Genomic DNA, 23,428 nt, shown 5'->3' on the forward strand with positions numbered 1-23,428 from the left:
ACGTCCGCTTGCCGATGACCACTCGTGAGATGGATATGACCCCTTCCGACGTGCAGACGTTCCGCGGCAAGTCGCTGGAGGAGGTGCTCCCGCAGGTGCGGGAGGCGCTCGGGCCCGATGCGGTCGTGCTGCGCCGCCGCGAGGGCCTCGTGGGCGGCGTCGCGGGGTTCTTCCAGCGTCCGTTCGTCGAGGTCGACGCGCGCAAGCCGCTGCCCGACGAGGTCGATCCCGTGCCCCGCAACGACCGCGCCACCGAGGAGGGCCTCAGCTCGCCCGTCGTGCGCGCGCTGGTGGAGCAGGCGAGCCCGTTCGCGGACGCGCTTGCCCGTGCCGAGCGCGGCATCGGCACGCGCGCCGAGGAGTTCCTGGCGTCCGAGGCGGTCGACGCCGGCCTCTACGGGCCGCAGCCGAACCGCGAGGCCGCGGCGCCGTCGCGCGCCGAGGCGCCCGTCTTCGAGCCCGCCGCGCCGGGCCCGGCCGCCGATGAGCCGGTCGGCCCCCAGGTGCCGCCCTCGGCCGCCGGCATCGAGAAGAGCCTGATCACGCACGGCCTCTCGCCCGCCCTGGCCGCCGACGTCGTCGGCGAGGCGGTCGCGCACGGGCTCCCGTTCGCGACCCCGCGCGCGCTCAAGAAGCTCGTCCGCCAGGCGCTGGCGCGCCGCATCGCGTCGCTCTCGCGCCCCGGCAGCAAGCCGCCGCGGATCGCGTTCGTCGGCGCCGGCGGCGCCGGCAAGACGACCGCCGTCGCGCACCTCGCGCAGGCCTACGCCGCCGCGCACGCGGACGTCGTCGTGGTCGCGCTGCGCACGTCCGACGGCGGCGCCGACCTCTCCGCCACGCTCGAGCCGCTCGGAATCGCCGTCATCGCCGCGGCCGACGCGGCTGACGCCAAGCGCCGGCTCGGCCGGCGCAAGGCCGCGATCGTCTTCATCGACACGCCGCCGATCGGCCTCGGCGACCGCCAGGCCGCGGTCGCGCTGTCGGGCGAGCTGCGCGCGCTGGAGGCCGACGAGGTCCACTTCGCGCTGCCGGCGACGCTGTCGGCCGGCGCGGCCGACGAGCAGTACGCCGCGCTCGCGCCGCTCGCGGTCACCGACCTCGCGCTCACGCACGCCGACGGCACGACCCGCCCGGGCGCGCCGATCGAGCTCGCGATCACGGCCCACCGGCCGGTCTCCTACTTCTGCACCCGCGACGGCGTCGACCCCGCGGATCCCGCCGACCTCGCCCAGCGCCTGTTGCCCTGACCGACCATGGCCGCAACCGTGTCTACGCCGCTGCTCGAAGCCGGTGAGCAGGTCTCGGTCGTGCTGCCGCACGTCGGCGGCCTGCCGGCGACGGTCGAGGGAATCCAGGGCTCCTCGGTCAAGCTCGTGCTCGCCGTCCCCGACGATCGCGTCAAGCGCCTCGGCGGCCAGCAGGTGGCGATCGAGAAGACCTCCGGCCGAGGCATCCAGCGCTACACCGGCGTCCTGTCGGTCGGCGGCGCCAAGGGGGAGCTGCTCACGGTCACGCTGCAGGGCGACGCCGAGCGCGTGCAGCGGCGCAGCTTCGTGCGCGTCCCCGCGATCCTGCCGATCAACGTGATCTCGCTCGAGAACGGCGTGAGCGCCGGCGAGACGACGACGCTCAACGTCTCGGGCAGCGGCGTCCTGATCAAGGACAAGTGGCGCCTGCCGCTCGGCATCGACGTCCGCATCGAGCTGCGGCTGGAGCCCGAGGGCGAGCCGCTGCGGGCGCTCGGCCGCGTCGTGCGGTTCTCCTCCGACGAGGAGAAGGGCATCCGCATCGAGGACATCGCCCGCACCGACGAGGACCGCCTGATCAAGTTCATCCGCGAGCGCGAGCGCGCGGAGCTGCGACTGGCGCGTGGAACGACATGAGCAAGCGCGAGAAGGACGAGGGCGACGCCGTCGCCGACGAGCACGTCCGCCTCAGCACGCATCCCGAGGCGGTCGCGTCCGTCAAGCGCATGCGCGCCCGCTGCGGGCTGGCCGGCTTCGCGGTCGTCCTCGTGCTGTGCCTGATGGCCGGCGTCCCGGCGTTCGACGCCACCTTCCGCGCCTTGATCGCCGGCGTGGTGGCGCACCTCGCCGGCTGGTACGTCTCGATCGCCGTCTGGCGGCAGGTGATCCGCCAGCAGGCCTCGCAGGCCGCCGAGGCCTACAACGCGCGCATCCGCAAGGCCCGCCAGGACGCCGCCGACCGCGCCGCCGCCGCGCTCAGCGCGCAGCAGGCCGCCGAGGCCGAGGCCCAGGCGTCGTGGTCGGCCACGATCGGCCGCTGAGGCTCTCGATGGACCCGCTGCAGCGCATCGACGTGCGGCTCCGCCGAGAGGTGGACCCGGTCAAGGCGCCCGTGCGCCTGACGCCCGTCGAGCGCGACGAGGCGCGCGAGCGCCGCGAGCAGGCGCGCAAGAAGCGCCGCCAGGCGGCCCAGACGCCGCCCGAGCCCGGCGACGGGCACATCGATCTGCGGGCCTGAGGAAAAGTTCCTCAAGTCTGCCCGGCAGGCGCCGATCACTCCGTTTGAACAGGGGCGACATGGAGTTGCCCTAAGGCCCAAATCCATCATCAAGGAGAGATGACATGAGCCTTCGTATCCAGAACAACGTTGAGGCGTTCAACGCCCACCGTCAGCTTTCCGGCACGGCTGCCAAGGCGGCCAAGGCCATGGAGAAGCTCTCGTCCGGCTACCGCATCAACCGTGCGGCCGACGACGCCGCCGGCCTCGCCATCTCCGAGAAGATGCGCTCCCAGATCGGCGGCCTGGACCAGGCGCAGCGCAACGCGCAGGACGGCGTCTCGCTGGTGCAGACGGGGGAAGGCGCCCTCAACGAGGTCCACTCGATGCTGCAGCGCGTCCGTGACCTGAAGGTGCAGTACTCCAACGGCACGCTCGACAACGACGACAAGTCGGCGATCTCCGCCGAGGTCCAGCAGCTGGGCAAGGAGATCTCGGACATCACGAAGAACACCGAGTTCAACGGCATCAAGCTGCTGAGCGGCGGTGGCGACGTGACGCTGCAGGTCGGCGCGGGCAGCGCCGACACGATCACGCTGACCGCGACCGAGATGTCCGGCGCGGTGGGCACGGCCGGCACCGGCGGTCTGCAGGAGATCACCGACATCGGCTCGGCCGGCACCGTGGCGGCCGCCGACACGGCGTTCGCCGCCCTGTCGCTCGACAACATCGACGACGCGATCAAGAACGTCTCGTCCGCGCGTTCGACGTTCGGTGCCGTCCAGAACCGCCTGGAGCACCGTCTCAACAACCTCTCGACCTACCAGGAGAACCTGGTCGCGTCGGAGAGCAGGATCCGCGACGTGGACATGGCCAGCGAGATGGTCAACTTCACGAAGCTCAACATCCTGCAGCAGGCCGGCACGAGCATGCTCTCGCAGGCCAACCAGGCCCCGCAGAACGTCCTTTCGCTCCTGCGCTAGGCCACACATAACCCCACCGAGGGACGGATCGGGACGAGCGGCTCTTCGGGGCCGCTCGTTCTCGTTAACTCAAGGATCCGGGGCGCGAGTCGACAACGGTTGGTGTGAGCCCGATCCGTCCCACGCTCTGCATCGTCCCGACGTTCCTGCGCAGCGAGGACGAGCTCGAGGTGCTGCTCAAGTGCCTCGTCTCGCTGTCCGCCACCGCGCCGGACGCCGAGGTGATGGTGGTCGACGACCACAGCCCCGAGCGGGGGCTGGTCGCGACCCTCGCCCTGATCTGCGAGGAGCTCGGGTTCGAGCTCGTCGCCCAGCCGGAGAACGCCGGCTTCTCGCGGACCGTCAACGTCGGCCTGCGCCACGCGCTGGTGCGCGGCTACGACGCCGCGCTCGTCAACGCCGACATCGAGTTCATCGACCACGGCTGGCTCGACCGCATGCGCGAGCGCACCGACGTCCAGGGCCGTCCCGCGGCCGTCGTCGGCGCGCGCCTGCTGTACCCCAACGGGCTGATCCAGCACGCCGGCGTCTTCCTCTCGCTGCTCAACCGCAGCTGGCTGCACCGCTTCCAGTACGGCCCCGCCGACCTCCCGGAGGCGCTCGTCGCCTGCCGCTGCCCGGTCACCGCCGCACTGCAGTTCATCCGCCACGAGACGCTCGTCGAGGTCGGCCTCTACGACGAGGAGTACCGGATGAGCTTCGAGGACGTCGACTACTGCCTGCGAGTGTTCGAGGCGGGCCTCGAGTGCATCTACGAGCCGTCCGTGCGCGCGTGGCACCTGGAGTCGTTCTTCCGCGCCAAGCCGAGCCCGAAGATCCGTAAGTGGACGCTCGACTCGGTCGACCGGATGCGCCGGACCTGGGGCGCGAAGGACATGTCCCGCTGGGTCCCGGAGGTGCTCTGATGGGCGCTCGCACGCTGTTCCTCTCGCGCGGCCTGAAGGCGCCCGGCTGGTACCGCTGCGCGCTGCCCGCGCTGGCGCTCGGCTGCGACTGGGTCGCCTACGGGGGCGAGCCGCCCGATCTCGAGGTGGGCTACGGCCGCTCGCAGCGCGAGTTGAGCGTCGCCGACCTCGCGGCCTACGACGTGATCGTCGTCCAGCAGCCCGCCGGCACCGGCTGGCTGGGGCTGATCCGCGAGTGGCAGCGCAAGGGCATCGTGGTGCTCGCCGACATCGACGACTACCTGCGCGGCGTGAGCAAGCGCACCGACCACGACTTCGCCGGGAAGTACACGAAGTCGCGGCTGGAGGAGTACGAGCTGTGCCTGCGCGCCGTCGACGGCGTGATCTGCTCGACGCCGTGGCTCGCGCAGCGCTACCGCTCCTTGAACCCGGCGACCTACGTGTGCCAGAACGGCCTCGACCTCAAGCGCTACGCGCTCACGCGTCCCGAGCGCTCCCACGTCGGCGTCGGCTGGTCCGGCGCAACCGGCCACACGAAGGCGATCGTGCCGTGGCTGCGCGAGCTGCAGGCGCTCATGCGCGAGCGCGAGGACGTGCACTTCATCAGCGTCGGCCAGGGCTTCGCCACGATGTTCGAGGCGGAGTTCGGGCGCCGCGCGCTGACCGTGCCGTTCGCCGCGCTGGAGGTCTATCCGTCGGCGATGACGCTGTTCGACGTCGCGCTCGCGCCCGCGGGCGCCAACAACTTCTTCCGCGGCAAGAGCGACCTGCGCTGGCTCGAGGCGTCGGCCCTCGGCATCCCCACGATCGCCGACCCGGTCGTCTACCCCGAGATCGAGCACGGCGTCACGGGCTTCCACGCCTCGAGGCCGGCCGAGATGCGCGAGATCCTCGCCGAGCTCGTCGCCGACGAGGACCTGCGCCGCCGCGTCGGCGCGGCCGCGAAGGCGGACGTGAGCGAGCGGCGCAGCTTCCAGGTCACCTCCCGTCAGTGGGTTGACGTCCTCCAGGCGGTGGGTGCCGCCGCAGCCGCCGCGTGAGAGGCAACGGCTCGCCCAGAGGGCTCGCGTTGCTGCGAGCGATCGCCCCGGGGGCGATTCTCGCGGTTGCGGAGGTTCGCGGTGTCGGTTGACGCCGTCATCGCGCGCGTCGCGCACCTGAGCTCGCTGCTGGCGCCCCAGCCCGTCGCGGCTCCGGCGGCGACGGCCGTGAGCACGCCGCTCGCGACCGGCGCCGGCGCGTCGTTCGCCGGCCTCATGGGCCAGGCGGCGGGCACGGCGGCGCCGGCGGCCGCGCCCGCGGCGGGAGGCACCCCGGCCGGGCAGGCGATGGTCGACCTCGCCTCGCGGGAGGTCGGCGTGGCCGAGCAGCCGCCGGGCTCCAACGACTCTCCGCGCATCGCCCAATACCGCCAGGCCACGGCCGGCTCCGGCGTCGGCCCATGGTGCGGGTACTTCGTCTCCTGGGCGGCCCGCAACGCGGGCGTCCCGCTCGGCGACCAGGGCCAGGGCTTCGGCGCGGTGTCGGACGTGTGGGCGTGGGCCGAGCGCTCCGGCAAGGCGATCCAGCCCGGCACCGGGCCCTCCGGCGCACCCACTCAGCCGCCCCAGGCCGGGGACCTGATCGTCTGGGGCGGCCGCCACATCGGGCTCGTCGAGTCCGTCGACGCGAACGGCTCGATCCACACGATCGAGGGCAACTCCTCGAATCAGGTCTCGCGCCGCACGTACGGGCCGGACGGCGGCGGCGCAACGGGCTTCGTCCGCCTCGGCTAGCGCTTGAGCGCGCTCAACCAGCGTGGACGAAGTGCCGATAGCCAGAGGGTGACCGCCCGTTCAGAGTCCCCCGCGCGCCATCGGCTCTCCGACTACCGCCCGCACGCCGCGACCGGCATCCGCGTCGCTCCCGACACGGCCGCGAAGGCCGGCTACCTCGACGGCGCCGAGGCCTACCTGCTCGAGTCCGTCTCGCGCGCGGAGGATCGCAGTACCGGGTCGCCCGAGCTGGCGGCGCTGGAGCGCGACTGGCCGAGCCAGTACCACCTGACGCCGCTGCGCACCACGCTCTTCGACGCGTTCGGCTTCGCCGCCGGCGACGCCCGCGTGCTCGAGCTGGGCGCCGGCCTCGGCGCGATCACGCGCTGGCTCGGCGAGCACTGCGGCGAGGTCCACGCCGTCGAGGGCGACCTCGCGCGCGCCCACGTCGCCCGCGCGCGCACCGCCGACCTGGACAACGTCACGATCTACTCCGGCAACTACTCGCAGCTCGACGAGCGCGAGGCGTTCGACGTGGTGACGCTGATCGGGGTGCTCGAGTACTCGCACCTCTACCACCCTGAGCACAAGCACGACCCCGAGGCCGCCGCGCTCGCGAACCTGCGCGTCGCGCGCCGCGCGCTCAAGCCGGACGGCGTGCTCGTGCTGGCGATCGAGAACCGGCTCGGCCTCAAGTACATCGCCGGCGCGCGCGAGGACCACACGGGCCGCCGCTATGAGTCGCTGCACGGGTACCCGGACCCCACGGTGCCGGTCACGTGGAGCCGCCGCGATCTCGAGCGGCTCGTGCGCGAGGCCGGCTTCGAGGCCTCCGAGCTCTACCTCCCGTTCCCGGACTACAAGCTGGCGACGACGATCGTCAACGCGCAGCGCGCGACCGCCGAGCACCACCTGCACAACTGGACCGACACCCCGGCGCCGGACCGCGGCGCCGAGCGGATCGCGCCGCCGTTCAGCGAGACGCTCGCCCAGCGCGAGGCGTTCCGCGCCGGCCTCGCGGCCGACCTCTCCAACTCGCACCTCGTGCTCGCCTACGCGGGCGGCCGCGACGCCGCCGTCGAGCGCCTGGGCCTCGACACCGACTGGGTCGCGCGCCACTGGTCGCGCGGGCGCCGCTCCTGCTTCGCCAAGCGCGTCACGCTGCGCGAGACCGCCGCGGGCCCCGTCGCGGTCAACGACCGGCCGGGCTGGGTCGGCGCGGGCGCCGGCGAGCTCGCGCGCGAGCTCGGCGAGCGCTACGGCGTCGGCCAGCGGCTGGCCGACGAGCCCTACCTCGCGGGCGACCTGCTGATCTTCGACGTCCTCTCCGACGTGTCGCGGCACGGGCTCGGCGCGAGCTTCACCGCGCACGTCGCGCGCTTCGACGCGTGGCTGGACGAGCGGTTCGGGATCCCCGGCCTGCCCGGCCGCGTGCGCGGCGAGGCGCTCGACGCGACCTGGTGGAACGTCGTCGTCGACCCGGCCGACGGCGCCTGGAGCGCGATCGACCTCGAGTGGCGGGTCGCCAAGCCGCTGCGACGCGACTTCGTCCTCTGGCGCATGCTGTCGAACTTCGCGATGCGCTACGGGCTCGAGCTCCAGCACCCGTTCGCCCACGCCCAGCCGGCCGCGTTCGCGCAGCTGCTGCTGGAGCAGCTCGGCCGTACCGGCTTCGAGGCGTTCGGCGTGCTCGAGCAGGAGCTGCAGGCCATCATCGCCGGCCCGCAGGAGCCGGCCCACGCGTTCTCGCCGACGCTCGAGCCCGAGGTCCCGTTCGTGCTGTGCATGGCCGAGCAGGCCGACGCCGACGCGCTGCGCACCTGGGCCGGCGCCGTCGCCCCCGGCGAGGCGTCGCTCGTGCTCTACGGCCCTGGCGCGGACGAGCGCGCGCTGGTCGGCGCGATCGAGGCCGCGATCGCCGCCGCCGAGGTCGACCTCGAGCAGCACGACCTCGTCCTGATGGCACCCGCCGCGGCGCCGGACGCCGACGCGGCGGTGCGCGAGCTCGCGTGCGCCGTGCTGACGCCGGGCGCCCCAGCGGGCCCGTTCGCCGGCCTGCCGAGCTTCGGCCCGGGCGACATCGCCGGGCTGCGCCGGTTCCTCACGGGCGCCTGACGCGCGCGCCGGGCCGCGCTAGGCGGTCCAGGCGCGCTCGGCGCGCCGGCGCAGGCCGTCGAGCTGCTCGGCGCCGGTCAGCGTCGCGTGCCAGGCCGTCGCGTCGAGCTCGCCCGCCGGGCAGGTCAGCGCGAGGATGTCCGGCGCGTCGTGCGGGGCGACGCCGGCGCGGTCGAGCAGGCCGAGCAGGCTCCGGTTGAGCGCGTCGGGCTCGGCGGCCGGCGCATGGACGACGAGCGTGGCGTCGTCGCCGGCGCCGAAGCGGCGGACGTAGCCCGCCATCAGCTCCGGGTCGCGAAGGAGGTCGTCGATCGCCGCGAGCGTGACGAACGAGCGCAGGCCGCTGTCCTCCGGCGCAAGCGCGCGCTCGAGCGCGGCGAGCCCGGCGCCGGCGGGGCGCCCCGCGAGCCGCGCGTGAGCGCGCTGCGCGCGCGCCTCGATCAGCGCCAGCGCGAGGGCGTCCGGGCCGGCGTGCGGCGGCCGGCCGAACGCGGAGGGCTCGAGCGGCGCCGTGAGCGCGAGCGCGCGGGTGGCGAACGCGGCGGTCGCGCCCGGCGGCACGCGCAGGCCGAGCAGCAGGTCGCGGGCGGCACGCGCGAGCAGCGCCGCCGGCGTGGCGTCGTCGTAGCGCGCCAGCGGGCCGCTCGGCGCTCCGGCCGGATAGCTGCGCGCGAGGAACGGCATCGGCGACACGCGCCGGCCGCAGAAGAAGGCCTCGCCGCCGGCGTCGGCGAGCCGGACGCGCACGCCGGTTCGCTTCCAGGCGGTGATCGCCGGGCGCTCGGCGCGCTCGTAGGCGCGGAACCGGGCGCGCGGGTCGCCCGCGGCCGGCGCGGAGCCGGTGGGGAAGCGCAGCGTCTCGAACGCGACCGCGTTGTCGCCGAGCGCGTCGACGAAGCCGAGCGCCTCGGCGAGCGGAAGGTCGGGCCACGGGCTCTCGCGGAACTCGTCGCCCCACTGCAGCAGCTGCCAGTCGGCGTGCGACGCGGCGGCGAGCTCCTCCGCGCGGCGCAGGGCCGCGCGCAGGTCGCCGGCGCGCTCGACGCGCGGGGCGCTCCGGTGCGCTTGCGCGAGCGCGGCGGTGGCATCACAGGAGCCGAGGTCGAGCACCGTCACGGCCGCGCCGCTCGCGGCGAGATCGTCGAGCACGTGGGCGATCGTCGCGGCGTGGTCGAGCGCGAGCACGGTCGCCGCGAGCGTGCGCGGGGCGACGGGCTCGGCGCCCGGGCGGTACGCGCCGGCGAGCGCCGCCCCCTGCTCGGCCGTCGGGCCGTCGCCGGCGAAGGCCGGGACCGCCCCGCGCGGCTCGCCGAGCGAGAGGCAGTGCGGGTCGCCGGCGAGCACGCCGCGCGCCCACGCGAGCTGCTTGGAGCTGTAGAGCGCGGGGCGGCGCAGGACGATGCGCGCCTTGGTGACCTTGTCGCGGCTCGCGTCGCCGACGTGGCGGCCGCCGTCGAGCACGCGGTAGTGGAAGAGCGCGCCGCGGGCCTTCACGCCGGGCCAGCCCGCGACGGCGAAGCCGATCCACAGGTCCCAGTCCTCGTAGCCGAGGTCGGGTACGTAGCCGCCGACGGCGTCGAACGCCTCCTTGCGGAAGACGGCGCAGTTGCTGAAGAAGCCGCCGTGGATCAGCCGGTCGAAGTCGAACTCGGCGCACGTGACGCGGCGGTCGACGGCGCCGAAATGGTGCTGGTCGGAGTAGGCGACGCCGGCCAGCGGGTTCGCGCGCAGCGCCGCGATGCAGCGCTCCAGGAACTCGCGGTCCAGCAGGTCGTCGCCGTCGAGGTTGGCGACCAGCTCGGCGCGCGCGGCGGCGATGCCGGCGTTGCGCGTCAGCGCCGGCTCGCCGGTGTGCTCGAGCCGCAGCAGCCGGATGCAGGCGCCGGGGTGCTCGGCGGCGAACGCGTCGACGATCGCGCACGAGTCGTCTGTGCTGCCGTCGTCGGCGACGACGATCTCGTAGTCGCGGAACGTCTGGGCGAGCACGCTGTCCAGCGCCTCGCGCAGGTACGGCCCGTTGTTGTAGTTGGCGACGACGACGGAGACCGCTGGACGGATCATCGCTCCCGTAGTCGGCGCGCGCGTCGGGCGCTTGAGCGGAGGGCTAAAGCCCGGGCCGCCGGCGGACGACGAATGGACTATGGCCGTACGCCCGCCCTTCACCGTGCTCGCGTTCGCCGACGAGGCGATCGCCGACCCGTCCGTGCTGCGGGCCTGGGGCGCGAGCTTCCGCGCCGCCGACGACGCGACGCTCGCCGTCTACGCCCCGGGCTGGGACGGCAACGCGCTGCTCGCCGCGCTCTCGCCGCCCTACGCGGCCGCGGGTTTGGACCGCGACGGCGCGCCGGACGTCGTCGCGCTGCCCGTGACGCCGTCGGCCGACCAGGCCGTCGAGCTGGCCGGGACGGTCTCCGCCGTGCTCTCGCGCCGCCCCGCGGCCGGCGTCTTCGGCTTCGTCCCCTGGTTCGCGCCGGAGGCCGGCGCGCAGCTGCGGGCCGCGGCGACGGCGCCCGCGCCGCCGGCGCGCACGCGCCGCCACGCGCTCGCGATCTGCTCGGTCGTCTGCCAGGAGGGCCCGTACCTGCGCGAGTTCGTCGAGTTCCACCGGCTCGTCGGCGTCGAGCACTTCTACCTCTACGACAACGGCTCGACCGACGAGACGCACGAGGTGCTCGCGCCGTACGTCGACCAGGGCGCCGTCACGCTGATCGAATTCCCCGGCCCGGTCGTCCAGCTCGCCGCGTACAACCACTGCGCGAGCACGTTCCGCGACGAGGCGGAGTGGATCGCGTTCATGGACGCCGACGAGTTCTTCTTCGCGCCGGGCGGCGGTGACCTGCGCGACGCGCTGCGCGAGTTCGAGGGCTACGGCGGCGTGCACGTCAACTACGCCAACTACGGCACGTCGGGCCACGAGACGCGCCCCGGCGGGCCGCTGATCGAGGCGTACACGCTGCGCGCGCGCGACGACGCCGCGGTGCCGTACCCGCATCTGCTCAAGGCGCCCGGGTTGGACCCCGCCGACCCGGGCAGCTACCACGCGCTCAACGCGCACGTCTCGAGCGTGATCCGCCCGGACCGCGTGGAGCGCTGCGTCTCGCCGCACCACTGGCGCTACCGCCCGGGCTGGTTCGCCGTGACCGAGAACCACGAGCGCCACGAGGGCCCGATCACCGCCCGCGTGAGCATGTCGAAGCTGCGCATGAACCACTACTGGACCAAGTCGGCCGAGGAGTGCCGGCGCAAGTTCGAGCGCGGCCTCGCCGACCAGGAGCGCCGGCGCGCGTGGCCGGAGGAGTTCCTGCGCCGCAACACGGTGCTCAACGACGTCGCCGACCATGAGATCCTCGTGCACGCGGACCGGCTCAGGACCGTCCTGGCGTACTAGCCTGGGCGGCGTGGGCGAGGACACCGAGGCACACGAGCTGCGGGTCGAGGAGGCGCGCCGCGAGCGCGAGGAGCGCCGGCTGGCCGAGGACGGCGATCCGGAGGAGGCGCGTGCGCACGAGCGCCGCGCCGACAAGCACTCCTACCTGCGCGAGAAGCTCGCCGACCGCGAGCGCTCCGAGAACGACTAGAAGAGCGCCCGCAGGCTCGCGGCGTCGGCGTGGCGCGGCAGCGGCGTGGGGCGCTCGAGGCGCGTGTACACGGCCAGCAGCGGGTCCGGCCCGGTGTCGGGCGCGCTGACGGCGAGCAGGTCGGCCGATCCCTCGGCGTCGAGGCCGGCGGCGGCGACCGCGCGCAGCAGCGCGTCGACGGACGTGTCGCCGAGCTCGATCACGAGCGTGGCCGGGTCGGCACCGCTGAACGCGCGCCCGTAGCCGGCGAGCAGCGAGGGATCGCGCACGAGCTCGTCCGCGTACGCGAGCGCGGCGAAGCGCGCCGGTGCGGGGCGCAGATCGCCGTAGGCGGCCGCCTCGTCGATCGTCAGCGCCCACGCGCCGAGGTCGGCTCGGCGCGCGCCGAGCAGCCATATCGACCGCACCAGCACGCCGAGCTCGCGCGCGGCGCTCAGGCGCGCCTCGAAGGGCGCGGGGGCGGCGGCGAGGCGCTCGAAGGCGGCGGCCGCGTCGAGCTCGCCGCGCGCGCCGGCGAGCGCGGCGGCCACGACCTGCGCGGAGGCGACCGCCTGCTGCCGGAGGGCGTCGGGCGGTGGGTCGCCGAAGCCGGCGCGGACGTGAGGGATGATCAGCCCGTGGCGCAGGACGCGCCGCAGCAGCCAGCCCTCGTTCAGGCGGGCGGGGTCGATGCGGTGCCCCATCACGGCCCCCGCGGCGTACCCGAAGCGGCCGAGCCCGCGCCGGCGGACCTCGAACTCGGCGGCGCTCTCCTCGCCCGGCAGCGAGCCGAAGCGGCCGGCGCCCCAGCGGTCGTCGAAGCCGCCGATGGCCTCCAGCACGTCGCGCCGGATCGCCCAGTTGGCGCCGTAGAAGCTGCAGTCGTCGGCCGCGAAGTCGGCGTCGCCGCGCGTCAGCAGGCTGTAGTAGCCCGCGAACGCGGCCGGCGGGCGCCACGCGGGCGCCTCGGGCCAGAGCGCGTGGATCGGGCCGCCGCCGATCGCGACCTCCGGGTCGGCGAACGCGCCGCGGATGCTCTCCAGCCAGCCCGGGCCGGGGCGCGCGTCGTCGTCGACGAAGCAGAGCACGCCGTGCGCGGCGGCGGCGGCGCCGGCCATGCGGGCGCACGAGAGACCGCGCACGTCCTCGCGGACGACCGTCACCCCCGGATGGCGGCGCGCGAGCTCGCGCGCGACGGCCGGCGTCGCGTCTGCCGAGCCGCTGTCGACGATCACGATCTCGCAGCCGGAGGCGAGCGTCCCGTGGGCGACGAGCGCGTCGACGCAGCCCGCCAGCTCCTCGGCGCGGTCCTGGGTGCACACCACGACGCTCACCAGCGGACCCTCGCCGGCGCGCGCCACGCGCGCGGAGGCCACCACGGCAAGCGGGCCGGCGGCGCGGGCGAGCTGGAGCTCGTAGGTGCCGGCGAGCGGGTCCGTGGCAGGCAGGCCGGCGCGCCAGAACGAGCGCGGCGCAGCGAGGCAGTCGAGCGCCGGCGCGTCGGGCGCGCCCGGCGCCGTGAGCGGCAGCAGGCTGCCGTCGCCTGCGTCCGCGTATCCGTATACGGCGCCGGCCGCCGTCTCGAGCACGGGCGCGGCGAGCGCGGCGCCGTGCACGATCGCGTCGGCCAGCGGGGCGGCGAAGCCCGCGCGCGGACGGGCGAGCGGGCCGAGCGCGATGCAGACGTGCCCCGTGGCGCGGGCGGCCGCGAGCGACAGCGCGGCGCGGCGGCCGGCGCCCGCGGCCGCGTCGCAGCGGACGAGCGCGAGGCCCGCCGGTGCGGGCAGCTCCCGCTCCGCCGGCGCGGCGACCACCGTCTCGACGCCGCACGCGGCGAGCGCCTCGAGCTGCGCGGCGAGGCCTGCGCCGCCGCCGGAGGTCGCGTCGACGAGGACGCTCACGGGCACGCGGAAGCTCACGCCGCAGGGATCGGTCCGCCCGCGCGGGAACTTGAGCCCCGCTCAAGCGGCGGCGCGGATCGGCCGATGGCGCACGCAACGGACCTCTCGCCCGGTCCCTCTCGCCACTCCGATCCCCCGGAACCGCCTCTATGCCGCCAAGCACCGCCACGCCGTACGCCCGTGACTTCTATGAAGCGCAGGAGCCCGGCTCGCTGCGCTCCGCCCGCGCCGTCCTGCCGAACGTCATCGACGCGACCGCTCCGTCCTCGGTCCTCGACGTCGGCTGCGGCACCGGCACCTGGCTCGCCGCCGTGCGCGAGCTCGGCATCGAAGACGTCATCGGCGTGGACGGCGACTACGTCGAGCGCCGCCGGCTCTCGATCCCGGAGGACGTGTTCGTCGCCGCCGACCTCGAGCAGCGGCTCGACCTCGGGCGGCGCTTCGACCTGGCGATGTCGCTGGAGGTCGCCGAGCATCTCGCGCCGCACGCGGCCGACACGTTTGTGGGCACGCTCACGCGCCATGCGGACGTCGTGCTCTTCTCCGCCGCCCAGCCCGAGCAGGGCGGGACCAGCCACGTCAACGAGCAGTGGCCGGCCTACTGGGCGGCGCGCTTCGCGGCCCGCGGCTACGTCGCAACCGACCCGTTCCGCGCGCGCTTCTGGCTCGATCCCGCGGTCGAGCCGTGGTATTCGCAGAACATCCTCGCGTTCGTCCGCGCCGAGCGCCTCGGCGACTTCCCGGTGCTCGCGTCGGCCGTCGTGCCGGGCGGCGTCCCGCTGCCGCTCGTGCATCCGGAGCTGCAGGCGATGGCGCTGCGCCGCGCCGGGGCGCCGTCGCCGCGCTCGGTCTCCGCGCCCGCCCCGGCGCCGGCCCCTGCCCCGGCCCCTGAGCCGGAGGCCACCGGGCCCGAGCTGGGCTCGTTCGTCGCCGTCATGCACGTCGACGAGGTCGCGCAGGACCCCGAGCTGCTGGCCGCCTACGCGCGCCGCTTCAGCATCGCCGACGACGCGACGCTCGTGCTCTACGCCCCGGGCGCGGATCCCGACCGCGTCGGCGACGTCCTCGGCGACGCGCTGGTGGACGCCGGGATGCACGAGGATCGTGCGCCGCACGCCACGCTCGTGCTCGAGCCGGCGCACGAGGCCGGGCCGATGCTCAACGCCCGCGCCGCGATCGTGCTCAGTCGCCGTGCCGCGCGCCCCGGCCTGGCGTCCATCACCCACTGCGGCCCGGACGCGATCGTGCTGCTCCACGCGCTCGCCGCGGGCCGGCTGCCGCGCCTGTCGCGCACCGGCGGGCTGGGCACCGCGCTCGTCGGCGGGGTGATCCTGGCGGCCGGTGGCCCCGACGTCGAGGACAACGTCGATCACCTGCGCTACGTCAACGGCCAGCCGGCTCCCGCGCCCGAGGCCTGGCCCGGCCTGCTCGCCGCCCAGCTCGCGAACGCGGACGCGCTCGAGCCGCTGTGGGACGTCCTCGACGAAGGCTCGCGCGAGGTGCTCGTCGCGCTGCTCTCCTACAAGGTGCTCGGCAACCGCAAGGTGCGCATGCCGGTCGGCCCCTACAGCACGCTGCGGCGCAGCGCGCAGGAGATCCAGGACCGCATGCTCGTCGAGGCCGAGACGGACGACCCCGAGTTCCTCGGCTGGATCCTCGGCCGCTACGACCTGGCCGCGCTCGGGCTGCCGATCGAGCTGCACTCGCACCCGCGGCTGATCATCAACGAGTTCATGCTCGAGCAGTACCGCGCGCCGGCGCCCGTCGACGTGTCGGTGCGCCCGGGCGACGTCGTCGTCGACGGCGGCGGCTGCTGGGGCGAGTCGGCGCTGCACTTCGCGCACCTGTCCGGTCCCGGCGGGCGCGTGGAGACGTTCGAGTTCGAGCCCGGCAACCTGCGCCGCCTGCACCGCAACCTCGAGCTCAACCCGCGGCTCGCGGAGCGCATCTCCGTCAACGAGCGTCCGCTCTGGCGCGCCGCGGACGAGCGCATGAGCTTCCGCTCCGACGGGCCGGCGACGCGGCTCGACGGCGGCGCCGCGGACGGCGTGCTCACAGGCTCGATCGACGCGCTCGTCGCGTCCGGGCAGGTCGACCGCGTCGACTTCGTCAAGCTCGACATCGAGGGCAGCGAGCTGGCCGCGCTCGAGGGCGCCGCCGAGACGCTGCGACGCTTCCGGCCGCGCCTGGCGATCGCCGCCTACCACCGCGCCGACGACCTGCTCGAGCTGCCGGCGTTCATCGCCGGCCTCGGCCTCGGCTACCGCTTCGCGATCGGGCATTACACGATGTCCGACGAGGAGACCGTGCTGTTCGCCTGGTGCGACTGATTTCGCCAGGTCGTGGGGCGGGTACCACCGCCCCACGATGAGCGAGCACGAGAAGGCGGCCGAGCGGATGGAGCGCGAGGCCGAGGACATGGAGCACCGGTCCGAGCAGGTCGGCGAGGACATCGCCGATGCGCGCGAGGACTGGGAGCGCAAGAAGGCCGACGACAAGGTCCCGGGCGCGGGCGGCGACCCGCAGCGCGCCGAGGGCGGCCTGCCGCCGGAGGCCAACTACACGACGTCGGGCGACGAGCCGCCTGAGGATGGGGGCAGCAGGCTGCCGCCGCCCGAGCCGGACGAGACGGACTAGGTGTAGCTCAGGCCGGCGACGGTCACGCCGGGCGTGTCCGTCGCGGTGCCGATCCGGCGCGCGCCGGGGTGGTGCCCGGCGAGGATCGCCGCGGCGGCGTCCGCGTGCTCCGGCGCGACGACGGCGACGAAGCCGCAGCCCATGTTGAAGACCTCCCACGCCTCCTGGGCGGAGACGCCGGCGCGCTCGATCACGAGCTCGATCACCGGGGGGACCGGCAGCGGGTCCTCGAGTGCGAAGCCCGCGGTCTCGCTCAGCCGCAGCAGGTTGCGCACGCCGCCGCCGGTGATGTGCGCGAGGCCGTGGACCGGGATGTCCGAGCGCAGCAGCTCGAGCACCGCGCGCACGTAGATCACCGTGGGCTCCAGCAGCGCGAGGCCGACCGTCGTGTCGCCGAGGGGCTCCTCGAGGTCGGGCAGCGCCTGGCGGGCGAGCGAGTAGGAGTTCGAGTGCAGGCCGCTGCTCGGGAGCCCGATCAGCGCGTCGCCGGGCGCGATCCGCTCGCCGGTGATCACCGCATCGAGCGCGACGGTCCCGAAGCATGTCGCCGTGAGGTCGAACCCGTGCGGCGACGGATGGCCGCGGATCAGCTCCGGCAGGATCGCGACCTCGCCGCCGGGGATCTCCACGCCGGCCTCCTCGGCGCCCTTCTTGAGGCCCTCGCCGATCGCGGCGAGGACGTCCGGATCGGCCTGCTCGACGGCGAGATAGTCGAGCACGGCGATCGGCTCGGCGCCGACGCAGACGACGTCGTTGACGTTCATCGCGATGCAGTCGACGCCGACGGTGTCGTAGCGGCCCAGGCGCTCCGCGACGATCAGCTTGGAGCCGACGCCGTCGGTCCCGACCGCGATGCCGAGGTTCGGCGCCACCTCGAGGATCGCGGCGTAGTGGCCGGACGCGAGGACCGAGCGGCTCGCGCGGCCCGTGTCGATCGTCTTCAGGACCCCGACGAGCGCCGCGACGGCGCGGTCGGCGGCGCTCTGGTCCACGCCGGACCGGGCGTACGCGTCGGTGCTCACTTCGCCCGACGGTAGCGCACGGCGAGGATGCCGCCCGCGAGCGCCGCGCGCTCGGCGGCGTACGGCCAGAGCGGCCTTGTCCGCCGCGTGCCGAGGACGCGGACGGCCGCCGCCGTCGCCGCGAACGCCGACAGCGCGGCGATCGCCGCCGGGCCGCGATGCCCGCGCGGCGCGGCCCGCAGCCGCCACGCCTTCAGCGCCGTGGCTCCCACCAGCACCGGCCCGGCGACGCCGAACGAGAGCGCCGAAGCCTCCTCTCGCGCGAACCCGCGCGCGCGAGCGGCGGCCAGCGTCGCGCCGGTGCGCGACACACCCGGAGCGAGCGCGACCGCCTGGGCCAGCCCGAGGGCGAGGCCGTCGGCGGCCGACGGCGACTTGAATCCCTCAGAGGCCTTCAGGTCGGCCGCCGCCAGCGCGAGCGCCCCCGCCAGCAGCCCGCCCGCGATCGCCGCCGGCCCGCCGAGCCGCGTCTGGATCCGCTCCTCCAGCAGGTACCCGGCGATCACCGGGGGCGCGAGCGAGAGCGCGAGCGTGCGCAGGTCCGGCCGCCCGCGCCACAGCGCCGGCGCCAGCGCCAGCCCGGCGCCGCAGTGCAGCGCGACCTCGAGCTCCTTGCGGCGCGCGGGCGGCCACGCCGCCACCTCCCACCCGAGCAGCCACGGGATCATCGCCACGTGCGCCGAGGACGACACGGGCAGCAGCTCCGCGGCGCCCTGGATCAGCCCGAGGGCGGCCGCCTCTAGGGTCCGTCTAAGAAGATCCGGCGCACCGGGATTCTTCGACGGGCCCTTAAGCGCCGGTGGTGGCATCCGCCGCGGCGCTCTGGCCGCGGCGCCGGCGGTAGCGCAGGTACAGCCACACGGCGCCGGCCACGATCAGCACGACGACCGCGTAGTCGACGTAGTGCAGGTTGTCCTTCCAGGTCTCCCAGCGGTCGCCGGCCTGCTGGCCGACGAACGCCAGCAGGAACACCCACGGCACGCAGCCCGCGACGGTCAGCAGCGTGAAGCGCCAGAACGGCATCTTCGCGACGCCCGCCGGCAGCGAGATGAACGTCCGGATGACCGGCAGCATGCGCGAGAAGAACACCGTCGCGTCGCCGTAGCGGTCGAACCAGCGGTCGGCCCACGCCAGGTGGTGCGGCTTGATGCCGACCTTGCGGCCGTGCTTCTCGAGCAGGTCGATGCGGCCGAAGTAGCCGACGGCGTACGCGATCCAGGAGCCGGCGACGTTCGCGGCCACGCCGACGGCGGTCGCCGCGAACAGCGAGTACTCGCCGTTGGCGACGTTGAAGCCGGCGAACAGCATCGTCGCCTCGGACGGGATCGGCAGGCACGCGCTCTCGCCCACCATCAAGAGGAAGACGCCGGGAAGCCCGAGCTTGTCGATCACGTCGACGGCGAACTGGACCAGAGGATCCGTGATGGAGGCCTGGAGCAGCAAGCGGTGACCAGGGTAACGTCGCACGCAGGTGGAAGGCCCGCCGGTGCCCGGCGATGCGGCCGGCGCCCGCGACGGCCGACACCGGAGGGCGAAACCGATCTACGCCGGTGCGGGGGGTTCGATCCTGGGCAGCGTCAGCGACGAGATGCGCTGCTTGGTCCGCTGCGGCGGGCGACGGATGTCGGTCTTCGGCCGCAGCATCTTCAAGATCATCACGGCCTGGTCGACGTTGGCGGCGACCGCGGGGCGGTGCGCGACGTCGTAGGCGGCGAGCCGCTGTGCGACCGGCGCGGCGGCGCCCGCGACGATCAGCTCGCCCTTGCGGGCGCGCAGCGCGGCGGCGGCGTGGACCAGCGAGCCGAGCACGCCGTCCGAGACCTCGGTCGCCTCGGCGAGGTCGAGGATCAGCCAGCGCACCCCGCCGCCGAGGGCGGCGTCGACGCGCCGCCCGAGCTCCGCGGACGCGCCGTCGCCGAGCGTCCCGCTGACGTCGATCTGGTGCACGACGTCGTCGAGCCGGTGCTCACGGAAGGCCACCGTGCCGGGCTTGACGACGGCGCGCAGGGATTGCGAGGTGAACATGGCTCAGACGGACCTCACGGCAGCGTATTTCGCTGCCGTGAGGCCAGTCAACCCCACGTATCGTCGCCCGACGTCCGAACTTGAGAGGACGGAGGGCGAAACCGGTGTCCGTCTTCCGGCGGCTACGCCCCGATCAGAGAGCCGGTGAACGCCTTCGTGCCGGTCGCGAGCGTCACGTCCGGCCCGCCGTGGGACTTCATGTACGCGAGCATCCGCGACAGGTCGCTCACGCCGTTGGCCGCCGGCAGCGGCGCGATCTGCAGCGTCGAGAGCACGCCGAAGGCCTTCCCGGTCGCGTCCATGAACCCGGAGCCGGAGTCGCCGGGGATGCCGGGCGTGACCGTGTAGACCTGGTGCGTCCAGCCGTTGCCCGCCGTCCCGAGGCTCTTGCCGCGCTTGGGCGACAGCTGCGTGATGCCCAGGCGCAGCGACGAGTTGCCGTAGGAGTAGACGTCGTCGCCGGCCGCCGTCGAGTCGGCGATGCCGGTCGGGCCGCCGAGCGTCGGGACCGACGGGTTGACGCTCGCGTAGTCGGCGGGGTCGAGCTTGATCAGCGAGATGTCGTTGTACGCGCACGCGTCGGCGTTCGTCTCCCCGGCGGCCTGCATCGCGGCCCACGACGAGTAGGCGAGCGTGCCGGGCTTGGACGCGCCGTCGACGGTGACCGGCGTGCCGAGCGGCAGGCTCGGCGTCGTGCAGCCGTCGGTGTCGGTGTTGGAGCCGGTCCCGGCACAGTGCGCCGCCTGCCCGAGGTAGATCGCGTTGGAGCCGTCGTAGAAGACGAAGTTCGATGTGCATTGCGCGCCGTCGGTCACGGTCTGGACGCCTGGATGGACGGCGGCGCTTGCGGCGGGAGCCCACGTGGGGGCGGCGGAGGCCGACGCGGCGAGCACGAGCGATGCCGACGCGACGGCGAGAGCGGACAATGTCTTGTGCATGTCCGCTGTAACGTCGCCCGGGGTCCGAACTTGTGGGGACGGAGGGCGAAACCGCTTTCTCTCGCGACGAACTTGCGGCTATCGTGCCGCGGCCACTGATGCGCGTCTGGGTCGACCTCACGAACTCGCCGCACGTGCTCGTGATGCGCCCGGTGATCGAGACGCTGCGCCGGCGCGGGGCCGAGGTGCACGTGACGGCGCGCGACTTCGCGCAGACGCTCGGCCTGCTCGAGCGCTTCCGGATCGACCACACGGCGATCGGCCGCCACCGCGGCGGGAACGTCGCCGCCAAGGCGCTCGGCCTCGGCCGGCGCTCCGGCGCGCTGGTGCGCTGGGCGCGCGGGCGCGGCTTCGATCTCGCGCTCGGCCACGGCTCCAACGACGTCTCCGTCGCCGCCGCGCTGCTGGGCATCCCGTCGGCGACGTCGTTCGACTACGAGTTCGCCAAGGTCCAGCACGCGATCAACTGCCGGCTCGCGCGCCGGATCGTGGTGCCGGAGGCGATCCCGGCGCAGCGGCTCGCGCGGTACGGGGCGACGCCGGCCAAGCTGCAGCGCTACGCGGGGCTCAAGGAGGAGTACTACCTGGCCGACTTCGAGCCCGACCCCGCGGTGCTCGGCGAGCTCGGCCTCGACCCCGCCGAGCCGCTCGCCGTCGTTCGCACGCCGCCGGCGGTCAGCCTCTACCACCGCTTCGAGGCGCCGCTCTTCGGCCAGGTGCTCGACCGCCTGCGCGGACACCAGGTCGTCGTGCTCCCGCGCGTCGAGTCCCAGCGCGCCGAGCTCGGCGGCTTCATCGTCCCGGAGCGTGCCGTCGACGCCCAGTCGCTGATCGCGTTCGCCGACCTCGTGATCTCCGCGGGCGGCACGATGAACCGCGAGGCCGTCGCGCTCGGGACGCCGGTGTGGACGACGTTCGAGGGCCGCCTGGGCGCGGTCGACGAGCGGCTGATCGCCGAAAGGCGGCTGCGCCGGCTCGAGCGCGCCGAGGACGTCGTGCTCGAGAAGCGCTCCGCCGCGGGCGTCGCCGCGCGCGTCCGCCGCGACCCCGAAGCCTTCACCGACCTGTTCGTGAAGGACGGTTAGTCGCGGGTCTTCGCTCCGGCGCGGTCAATACACTGGCCGTCGCATGCGCCGCCGGATCCGCTCCGCGGCCGCCTTTCCGATCCATCGCCACGCCCTTCCTCAGGTCGCGCTGGATGCGGGGTTGGTCGCGCTGGCTTACTACCTGGCCTATCGGCTCCGGTTCGACGAGGGCATCCCGCCGCAGTACCACGATCTCTTCACGCGCACGATCACGTTCGCGATCATCGGCTCGCTGGCCGCCTTCGGGGTCGTCGGCAGCTACCGGCACTGGATGCGCTACTCGTCCCAGCGCGAGTACCTGAAGATCGCCGAAGGCGCGCTGCTGGCCGTCTTCCTGTTGATCGGCTACGTGACCGCGGTGCAGCCGAAGCTCGTGATCGCCCCGACCGGCCTGCTCTCGCTCCAAGTGCCCACGGGCGTGCTCGTCCTGTGGGGCCTGCTGATGGGCTTCTTCCTGGCCGGCGCGCGCTTCCTCGTCCACCTCGTCTACGAGCGCCCGCTGCGAGGCTACGGCTCCCTGCGCAACGCGCGCCGCGTGCTGATCGTCGGGGCGGGCGACGGCGGGCGGCTGCTGCTGCGCGAGCTGCTCCGCAACCCCGACCTCGGCCTGCGCCCCGTCGGCTTCGTCGACGACGATCCGCGCAAGCGCGGCATGCGCGTGGATCGCGGGCTCGCGGTGCTGGGCACGACGCAGGACCTCGGCGACGTGCTCGAGGACGTCGAGCCCGACGAGGTGCTGATCGCGATCCCGTCGGCGCCCGGCACGCTGCGCGCGCACGTGGTCAGCGCCTGCCGCGAGCGCGGCGTTCCGGTCCGGACGATGCCGACCGTCTTCGAGCTGCTGCAGAACAACGGCTCCACGCGGCTCATGGGGCAGATCCGCGAGGTCCGCGTCGAGGACGTGCTCGGGCGCGAGCCCGTGCGCGTGGAGGTCGAGCACGTCGGCGGCTACCTTACCGACCGCATCGTGATGGTCACCGGCGCCGGGGGCTCGATCGGCGCGGAGCTGTGCCGTCAGATCGCGCGCGTGGGCCCGAGCCGGCTGGTGCTCGTCGATCACGCGGAGGACAACCTGTTCGAGATCGAGCGCGAATTGGTCGACGACCGGCACGTGCTCAACGCCGCCGCCGTGCTCGCGGATTGCCGCGAAGAGGAGCGGATGCGGGAGGTGTTCGCCGGGCACAGGCCGAATGTGGTCTTCCATGCGGCCGCCTACAAGCACGTCGCGCTGATGGAGGGCAATCCCGTCGAGGCCGTGCGCAACAACGCGCTCGCGACCGAGGTGATGACGCGCGTCGCCGGCGATTGCGGCGTCGGCGCGTTCGTCCTGGTCTCCACCGACAAGGCGGTCGAGCCCGCCACGGTCATGGGCGCGTCCAAGGCGCTCGCCGAGTGGGCCGTCGAGGCCGCCGACCAGCGCTACCCGCGCACCGCGTTCTCGGCGGTGCGGTTCGGCAACGTGCTCGGCTCCTCGGGCTCCGTCGTCCCGATCTTCCGCCGCCAGATCGCGCAGGGCGGGCCGGTCACCGTCACAGACGCGCAGATGACGCGCTACTTCATGACGATCCCGGAGGCGGTCCAGCTCGTGATCCGCGCGGGCTCGCTGGCCGCCGGCGGTGAGTTGTTCGCGCTCGAGATGGGCGAGCCGGTGTCGATCCTCGAGCTCGCCGAGGATATGATCCGCTTCTCCGGCCTGGAGCCGGGGCGCGACATCGCGATCGAGATCATCGGCCCGCGCCCGGGCGAGAAGCTGCACGAGCAGCTGTTCAACGCCTACGAGCGCGCCGAGCAGACGCCCGCGCAGAAGATCATGCGCGCCGTCCGCACGCCGGTCGATCCGTCGTGGGTCGAGCACGTGTTCGACAAGGTCGAGCTGCTGGTCGCCGACGGCGACGCGGCGGGGCTGGCGGCGCTCGTGGTGGAGCTCGGGGCGGCCCGCGGCGGCGTCGCGAACCGCCCGCGCATGGCCGGCGCGATGAGCGAGGTTGTCCCCGATACGCCCACGGCGGGGTACACCGCCCGCCCGGGCTCCTAGAATCGGCG

Annotated in this window: 22 protein-coding genes; 15 read left to right on the plus strand and 7 right to left on the minus strand. The window is 74.2% G+C overall.

The genetic code is table 11. The annotated features are described in order from the left end of the window. Nucleotides 1-35: 35 nt before the first annotated feature. The 9 genes from H958_RS0101695 to H958_RS42585 all read left to right on the plus strand — a co-directional run bounded on the left by H958_RS0101695 (nt 36) and on the right by H958_RS42585 (nt 8,220). On the plus strand, nt 36-1,247 hold the full coding sequence (locus tag H958_RS0101695) for a hypothetical protein (RefSeq protein WP_028057392.1): 1,212 nt from the start codon (nt 36-38) through the stop codon (nt 1,245-1,247). Nucleotides 1,248-1,253: 6 nt separating this feature from the next. Beyond that, the gene (locus H958_RS0101700) at nt 1,254-1,883 is read left to right on the plus strand and encodes a flagellar brake protein (RefSeq protein WP_028057393.1); all 630 of its coding nucleotides are present in this window, start codon (nt 1,254-1,256) and stop codon (nt 1,881-1,883) included. Further along, entirely contained in the window at nt 1,880-2,287 is a 408-nt protein-coding gene (locus H958_RS0101705; protein WP_028057394.1) for a hypothetical protein, read from the plus strand. The genes H958_RS0101700 and H958_RS0101705 overlap by 4 nt, the downstream gene beginning before the upstream one ends. Next, a complete protein-coding gene (locus tag H958_RS0101710; RefSeq protein ID WP_028057395.1) occupies nt 2,263-2,484 on the plus strand; it encodes a hypothetical protein in 222 nt (73 codons plus the stop codon). Before H958_RS0101705 ends, H958_RS0101710 begins: the two co-directional genes overlap by 25 nt. Before the next feature lie 104 nt (nt 2,485-2,588). Next, nucleotides 2,589-3,446 carry a flagellin N-terminal helical domain-containing protein gene (locus H958_RS0101715; RefSeq protein ID WP_028057396.1) on the plus strand — a complete coding sequence of 286 codons (858 nt, stop codon included), beginning with the start codon at nt 2,589-2,591 and terminating at the stop codon, nt 3,444-3,446. A gap of 104 nt (nt 3,447-3,550) precedes the next feature. Further along, complete coding sequence (locus H958_RS34245) at nt 3,551-4,351, plus strand: glycosyltransferase (protein ID WP_051323683.1); 801 nt, start codon at nt 3,551-3,553, stop codon at nt 4,349-4,351. Continuing rightward, nucleotides 4,351-5,391, plus strand: a complete 1,041-nt coding sequence (locus H958_RS0101725) for a glycosyltransferase family protein (RefSeq protein ID WP_028057397.1) — start codon at nt 4,351-4,353, stop codon at nt 5,389-5,391. Before H958_RS34245 ends, H958_RS0101725 begins: the two co-directional genes overlap by 1 nt. An 81-nt stretch (nt 5,392-5,472) precedes the next feature. Next, nucleotides 5,473-6,126 (plus strand): CHAP domain-containing protein, encoded by a 654-nt coding sequence (locus H958_RS0101730; RefSeq protein WP_028057398.1) that lies wholly within the window; start codon nt 5,473-5,475, stop codon nt 6,124-6,126. A gap of 48 nt (nt 6,127-6,174) precedes the next feature. Continuing rightward, nucleotides 6,175-8,220 (plus strand): class I SAM-dependent methyltransferase, encoded by a 2,046-nt coding sequence (locus tag H958_RS42585; RefSeq protein ID WP_051323684.1) that lies wholly within the window; start codon nt 6,175-6,177, stop codon nt 8,218-8,220. A gap of 18 nt (nt 8,221-8,238) precedes the next feature. On the opposite strand, the gene H958_RS42590 is transcribed toward H958_RS42585, so the two are convergent. Next, nucleotides 8,239-10,281, minus strand: coding sequence for a glycosyltransferase family A protein (locus H958_RS42590; protein ID WP_051323685.1), 2,043 nt, complete (start codon nt 10,279-10,281; stop codon nt 8,239-8,241). Between the two features lie 79 nt (nt 10,282-10,360). Here H958_RS42590 and H958_RS0101750 point away from each other — a divergent pair, with 79 nt between their 5' ends. Next, nucleotides 10,361-11,608 (plus strand): glycosyltransferase family 92 protein, encoded by a 1,248-nt coding sequence (locus tag H958_RS0101750; protein WP_028057399.1) that lies wholly within the window; start codon nt 10,361-10,363, stop codon nt 11,606-11,608. A 10-nt stretch (nt 11,609-11,618) separates the two neighbouring features. Beyond that, complete coding sequence (locus H958_RS0101755; RefSeq protein ID WP_028057400.1) at nt 11,619-11,798, plus strand: hypothetical protein; 180 nt, start codon at nt 11,619-11,621, stop codon at nt 11,796-11,798. Here H958_RS0101755 and H958_RS42595 read toward each other — a convergent pair. Next, nucleotides 11,795-13,678: a glycosyltransferase gene (locus tag H958_RS42595; protein WP_196807161.1), complete on the minus strand. Its 1,884-nt coding sequence runs from the start codon at nt 13,676-13,678 to the stop codon at nt 11,795-11,797. The genes H958_RS0101755 and H958_RS42595 overlap by 4 nt on opposite strands. Before the next feature lie 149 nt (nt 13,679-13,827). Between H958_RS42595 and H958_RS42600 the strand changes: the two genes are divergently transcribed. Together H958_RS42600 and H958_RS0101775 are read left to right on the plus strand one after the other, a co-directional pair. Beyond that, nucleotides 13,828-16,008 carry a class I SAM-dependent methyltransferase gene (locus H958_RS42600; protein ID WP_051323687.1) on the plus strand — a complete coding sequence of 727 codons (2,181 nt, stop codon included), beginning with the start codon at nt 13,828-13,830 and terminating at the stop codon, nt 16,006-16,008. Nucleotides 16,009-16,045: 37 nt separating this feature from the next. Beyond that, nucleotides 16,046-16,315: a hypothetical protein gene (locus H958_RS0101775; RefSeq protein WP_028057401.1), complete on the plus strand. Its 270-nt coding sequence runs from the start codon at nt 16,046-16,048 to the stop codon at nt 16,313-16,315. Here the strand turns inward: H958_RS0101775 and purM are convergent. From purM to H958_RS0101800, 5 genes are all read right to left on the minus strand, one after another. Further along, nucleotides 16,312-17,337 carry a phosphoribosylformylglycinamidine cyclo-ligase gene (purM, locus tag H958_RS0101780; protein ID WP_028057402.1) on the minus strand — a complete coding sequence of 342 codons (1,026 nt, stop codon included), beginning with the start codon at nt 17,335-17,337 and terminating at the stop codon, nt 16,312-16,314. The two genes, H958_RS0101775 and purM, sit on opposite strands and share 4 nt — an antisense overlap. Beyond that, the gene (locus H958_RS0101785) at nt 17,334-18,146 is read right to left on the minus strand and encodes an undecaprenyl-diphosphate phosphatase (RefSeq protein WP_081685504.1); all 813 of its coding nucleotides are present in this window, start codon (nt 18,144-18,146) and stop codon (nt 17,334-17,336) included. Before H958_RS0101785 ends, purM begins: the two co-directional genes overlap by 4 nt. Continuing rightward, a complete protein-coding gene (locus H958_RS0101790) occupies nt 18,127-18,780 on the minus strand; it encodes a DedA family protein (protein WP_051323688.1) in 654 nt (217 codons plus the stop codon). The genes H958_RS0101785 and H958_RS0101790 overlap by 20 nt, the downstream gene beginning before the upstream one ends. A 99-nt stretch (nt 18,781-18,879) precedes the next feature. After that, nucleotides 18,880-19,362, minus strand: coding sequence for an STAS domain-containing protein (locus tag H958_RS0101795; protein WP_028057405.1), 483 nt, complete (start codon nt 19,360-19,362; stop codon nt 18,880-18,882). Nucleotides 19,363-19,484: 122 nt separating this feature from the next. Further along, nucleotides 19,485-20,288 carry a serine protease gene (locus tag H958_RS0101800; RefSeq protein ID WP_231379151.1) on the minus strand — a complete coding sequence of 268 codons (804 nt, stop codon included), beginning with the start codon at nt 20,286-20,288 and terminating at the stop codon, nt 19,485-19,487. 110 nt (nt 20,289-20,398) lie between these two features. Between H958_RS0101800 and H958_RS0101805 the strand changes: the two genes are divergently transcribed. Next, nucleotides 20,399-21,385, plus strand: a complete 987-nt coding sequence (locus H958_RS0101805) for a DUF354 domain-containing protein (protein WP_028057407.1) — start codon at nt 20,399-20,401, stop codon at nt 21,383-21,385. Between the two features lie 43 nt (nt 21,386-21,428). Further along, the gene (locus H958_RS34275; RefSeq protein ID WP_081685505.1) at nt 21,429-23,420 is read left to right on the plus strand and encodes a polysaccharide biosynthesis protein; all 1,992 of its coding nucleotides are present in this window, start codon (nt 21,429-21,431) and stop codon (nt 23,418-23,420) included. Nucleotides 23,421-23,428 lie beyond the last annotated feature (8 nt).

Origin of the sequence: Candidatus Solirubrobacter pratensis (assembly GCF_000425945.1) — a bacterium.
Taxonomy (GTDB): domain Bacteria; phylum Actinomycetota; class Thermoleophilia; order Solirubrobacterales; family Solirubrobacteraceae; genus Solirubrobacter; species Solirubrobacter pratensis.